The organism is Streptomyces oceani, assembly GCF_001751245.1.
In the GTDB taxonomy this organism is placed as follows: Bacteria; Actinomycetota; Actinomycetes; order Streptomycetales; family Streptomycetaceae; genus Streptomyces; species Streptomyces oceani.
On sequence record NZ_LJGU01000087.1, the window covers coordinates 1 to 4,878 of the forward strand.

General features: G+C 67.5%; 3 protein-coding genes and 2 pseudogenes. All 5 read left to right on the top strand.

What is annotated here, in order from left to right:
• Positions 1-77 (top strand): annotated as a pseudogene (locus tag AN216_RS27920) (ATP-binding protein); the annotation flags it as partial.
• 341 nt (positions 78-418) lie between these two features.
• Complete coding sequence (locus AN216_RS00500) at positions 419-3,553, top strand: sensor histidine kinase (protein WP_079166095.1); 3,135 nt, start codon at positions 419-421, stop codon at positions 3,551-3,553.
• 10 nt (positions 3,554-3,563) lie between these two features.
• Entirely contained in the window at positions 3,564-3,977 is a 414-nt protein-coding gene (locus tag AN216_RS00505) for a roadblock/LC7 domain-containing protein (protein WP_070194554.1), read from the top strand.
• Between the two features lie 136 nt (positions 3,978-4,113).
• Positions 4,114-4,800, top strand: coding sequence for a DUF742 domain-containing protein (locus AN216_RS26260; protein ID WP_107401855.1), 687 nt, complete (start codon positions 4,114-4,116; stop codon positions 4,798-4,800).
• Positions 4,781-4,878, top strand: a pseudogene (locus AN216_RS27925) (ATP-binding protein); the annotation flags it as partial. The gene AN216_RS26260 and the pseudogene AN216_RS27925, both read left to right, overlap by 20 nt.

A 4,878-nucleotide genomic window follows, 5' to 3' on the forward strand; every position in this document is an offset into this window, starting at 1 on the left:
ACGCGCGGCATCGGGCGGACGCCAAGAGCGGGTTGATCACCCTGGTCGAGCACGCACTGCTGGCCCGGCTGAAGTAGCGACCACGGGATGTATCACTGACTGCCGGGAGGTGCTCGCCCGGCTTCAGTGTGTTCTTCGCCATGCCACGCAATGCCCTGTCGCGGAAGCCGTAACAGTTCGGTCGCTTTCGCCTATTGCTATGTACCGCCTGCGAGCGGAACACTTCCCTCTGTAGATACCCCTGTGCTTGTTTGTCGGATTCCAGGGCAAGTGCGCGACTTGTCGCTTTCTCCTGTCCGGCGCCTGGGAAGCGCCAAGTGTTTGGAAATGCGCGCCTCTACGTGCTGAAATTCCCTAAACTCAGCAGTAGCCACGACTCGATTCACGTCGAGCCGAGCGCCGAGAGGTGAGTAGTCGAGTGCGGCGTAGCAACGAGGGCTCCGCCCCCCGGAGTGAGGGGGAGCCACGGGGGAACTTCACCCCGCCTCGCGAGTCCGCGGGGCACGCTGACAGTCCCGGATCGCCCGAGGGTGGCGGCAGCAGATTCGCGATCCGGAACTGGCGCGTGCCGACCCGGCTGAACGCCATCCTGCTCATACCCGTCCTGGTAGGCCTCGTCCTCGGTGGCCTGCGGGTTCAGGAGTCCGTCCGGACCTGGAACGAGGCCGAGGACGCCCGCCACGTCGCGGAGTTGGTCGAGGCGGCGGCGAACTACGGGCACGCCTTGATGGACGAACGGGACGGCACCGTGCGCCCGCTGCTTGCCGGTGAGCGTGACGCCGCGAAGGTCCAGAAGCTGCGCTCGGTGACGGACGAGGCCAAGACGAAGTTCGACGAGAAGGCCAAGGAGCTCCCGGAGACACCGGCCCTCCAGCGTCGTATGGACGCTTTCCGAAAGGTCGAGCCCAAGCTGGCCGAACTCCGGCAGAACGCCTTCAGCGAGGACACGAAGGGCGTGCAGACCGAGGAGGCCTATGTTGACGTTCAGCACCCCCTGATGGAGTTCGCCAACGAACTAGGTCTGGGCACGGGCAACGTCACCTCGTACGGACGCGCGGTCTACGCCATCTCGCTCACCAAGTCCGCCGAGTCGCTTCAGCGGGCGATCGGTATGCGCCTGATGGTGGAGCCCGGCCCTTCCGCGAAGGACGAGGAGAAGCAGCTCACGGCCTTTTCCTCGTACGCCTATCTGGAGAAGGTCGCACTACATGAGTACGTCTCCGGGGCACGACCGGAGGACGTGAAACTCCTGAAGGCGTCGATGCGCGAGGTCGAGGAGCGGGCCAAGGAGCAAGCCGCCGGCGCCAAGGCGGACGCCCAGGCCAACGACGAGCCGTATGTCGCCGCGCCGACACCCGACAAGATGGTCACCGCGATCGGCAGCGGAGCCGACGAGGAGGCGCTGGCGGCCAAGGGCATCACGCCCGACTCCTGGTTCGCTGCTGCAACCGGGAAGTTCGACGCCTACCGCACGGTGGAGTCGCAACTCACCAACGAGGCGGTGCAGGAGGCCGAGCGCATCGCGTCGGACGCCAAGCGCGACACCTTCCTCAACGCCGCCATCGTGCTCGCCGCCCTGCTCGTGGCCTTCCTGCTGGCCGGGATGATGGCGCGCAGCATGGGTCGCGCCATGCGGAGCCTGCGTACGGCCGCCCTGGACGTGGCCGAACAGCGACTGCCCATGCTGGTCGACCAGTTGTCGCGTACGGAACCCGGTCGCGTGAACACCCGGGTTGAGCCCATTCCCCTGGACAGCCGGGATGAGCTGGGAGAGGTCGCAAGGGCCTTCGACCAGGTGCACCGGGAAGCCGTACGACTGGCCTCCGAGCAGGCGCTGCTGCGCGGGAACGTCAACGCCATCTTCACGAACCTTTCCAGCCGCAACCAGGGTCTGATCGAGCGGCAACTCGCGCTGATCACCGACCTGGAGAACAACGAGGCCGATCCGGACCAGCTGGAGAACCTGTTCCGGATGGACCACCTCGCCACGCGCATGCGGCGTAACGGCGAGAATCTGCTCGTCCTCGCCGGTGAGGAGGTCGGTCGCCGGTGGAGCGAGCCGGTCCCGCTCGTCGACATCCTGCGGGCGGCGTCGTCCGAGGTCGAGCACTACGAGCGGATCTCGTTGACGGGAGTCCCCGAAACCGAGATCCATGGTGCGGCGGTCAACGACCTGGTGCACCTGCTCGCCGAGTTGCTGGAGAACGCCACGTCGTTCTCCTCGCCCCAGAGCAACGTGACCGTCGCGGCCACCCGCCTGCCGGACGGCCGCATCATGATCGAGATTCACGACAAGGGCATCGGGCTGACGGCCGAGGACTTCGCGGACCTGAACCACAAGCTCGCCAATCCGCCCACGGTCGACGCCACCATCTCCCGACGGATGGGCCTGTTCGTGGTGGGCCGCCTGGCCAACCGACACGGTATCCGGGTACAACTGCGCCCCTCGGGCGAGCAGGCCGGCACGACCTCGCTGGTCATGCTGCCGGAAGTGATCACGCACGGCGGGAACGCGGAGGAGATCACGGAGGAGGACTTCACGGTCTCCCGTATCGTCCAGGACCAAACCCCCGCGCCACAGCCGGTGTTCGACAACCATTGGCCCTCCGCCGCGGACCTGGGCTTCGACGACTTCCGATACGAGAGCCCGGGAGCTCCGGGAGCGGAGTCCCAGCACGACGGTCATGACTCCGTGGAGCGGTCGTTGTGGCTGGACGAACGTCGCGCCGCGCTCGAGGCCCAGCAGTACGGTGAGGCCTTCCCGCAGTCGCGTCCCGCGCCGGAGTCGACGTACGCACAGGGATATCCGCAGGGTTATCCGGCGGAGCCCGGGACGCACCAGGGCCACGATGCCGCGTCGTCGCCGGGCGGCGGCCCGAGGGGCGATGGCAACGATCCGATGTCCGTCCCAGGTCAGCCGCATTACGATTCCGGCGCAGGGCGGGAGCACCAGCACCCGGATCGGGCCGATCCCTCGTCCACCGTCGGCTTCGGCGGCGAACAGACACCGGGCACCCTCGCGGGATCGGGGCCGTCTCCGAGCGGTTACCACTCCACGACGGACGCGGGGCTGCCGCGTCGCAGTACGGGAGGATCGTTCCCGGAGGCGAGCGGCACCGTTCCCGAACCGTACCCGGAGCAGACCCACAGTCTCCCGGACGTATCCCAGGCCGCCCAGGAGCAGCCTCAGCAGGCTTCTGACCAGCGCGTCGACGAACCCTATGGCGTGCCGGAACCGGAACCGGGGAACTCCTCGTGGGGCTCGGTCAACGACGAACGTTGGGATCGGGCCGGCCGGTTGCGCAACCCCGAGGCTGACGGCGTGACCGGTTCGGGTCTGCCCAGGAGGGTGCCCCGGGCCAACCTGGTGGACGGAAGCGCCGAGCAGGCGCCTGAGGGCGGGCCGCAGTTGTCCCGGGCCCCGGAGGACGTCCGTGGGCGACTGAGTAACCTGCACCGCGGTGTTCGCCGAGGTCGTAGCACCGGCGGAAGCGGCACCGAGAATGACAGTCCGGGCTTCGGGCCCGGAAGCACCTATGATCAGGAGCGTTAGTGTGAGCCCGATGAGCCAGGCGGCGCGGAACCTGAACTGGTTGATCACCAGCTTCGTGGAGAACACCCCCGGTGTGTCACACGCGGTGGTGGTCTCGGCTGATGGTCTGCTGCTGTCGTTGTCCGAGGGGTTCCCCCGTGATCGTGCCGACCAGTTGGCCGCGGTCGCGTCCGGGCTGACCTCCCTCACGGCGGGATCGTCCCGCATCTTCGAGGGCGGTGCGGTGAACCAGACGGTGGTGGAGATGGAGCGTGGGTTCCTCTTCATCATGTCCATTTCGGACGGTTCGGCCCTGGCTGTCCTCGCGCACCCGGAGGCCGACATCGGTTTGGTGGGGTACGAGATGGCGCTACTCGTCGATCGTGCGGGTACAGTCCTGACCCCCGACCTACGGGCGGAATTGCAAGGGAGCCTGCTCAACTAGCCCCGGTGATGCGAGAACAGACCGTGCGCAGTGAGCCGCTGCCCCATTAAGGTGCTGGGGGAAGCGGTGTCTGCTCGGAAGCCGAGGCAGCAACTGGCAAATGTGGCCCGCTAGTCCGTGAGCCGGAGGAGGAAACGTGACAACGCCCCAAGGCGGTTCGTCGTACGGTAATGGCCGTGATCAGCAGCAGCCGCAGGCTCCTCGCCTGAAGCGCTACAACTTCCCCTCCGCGCCCAGCGAGCAGCCGCAGGTCCAGCAGCCGTCGCAGGTCCCCCCGCCGGGGGCGCAGCCACCGATGGGGACTGAGCTGCCGCACGTGGAGTCCCCGCACACCGAGCCCGCGCACGCCCAGCCGCCCCAGGGCGTACAGTCTCCGCGGCACTCTCCGCCCCAGCAGGAGGAGCCGCCCCCACGCATCCAGCCGATGCCCTCGCCTCGCCCAGGAGGGGAGTCGGAGGAACCGGCTGGGCGTGGCGAGCCGCAGCAGTTGGTGCGTCCCTACGCCATGACGGGTGGCCGGACCCGTCCCCGCTACCAGCTCGCCATCGAGGCGCTGGTGCACACCACGGCCGATTTCGCCAAGCTCCAGGGCCAGTTGCCCGAGCACCAGCGGATCTGTCGACTGTGCTACGAGATCAAGTCGGTCGCCGAGATCTCGGCACTGCTTTCCATACCGCTCGGCGTCGCCCGGATTCTCGTCGCCGACCTGGCCGAAGCCGGACTCGTCGCGATCCATCAGCCTGGTGGCGACGACTCGACCGGCGATGGTCAGCCAGATGTGACTTTGCTCGAAAGGGTGCTCAGTGGACTTCGCAAGCTCTAGTGGCGGCACGGTTGCCCGCTCCACGACCTCGGCCAAGATTGTGGTGGCGGGTGGCTTCGGCGTGGGCAAGACGACCTT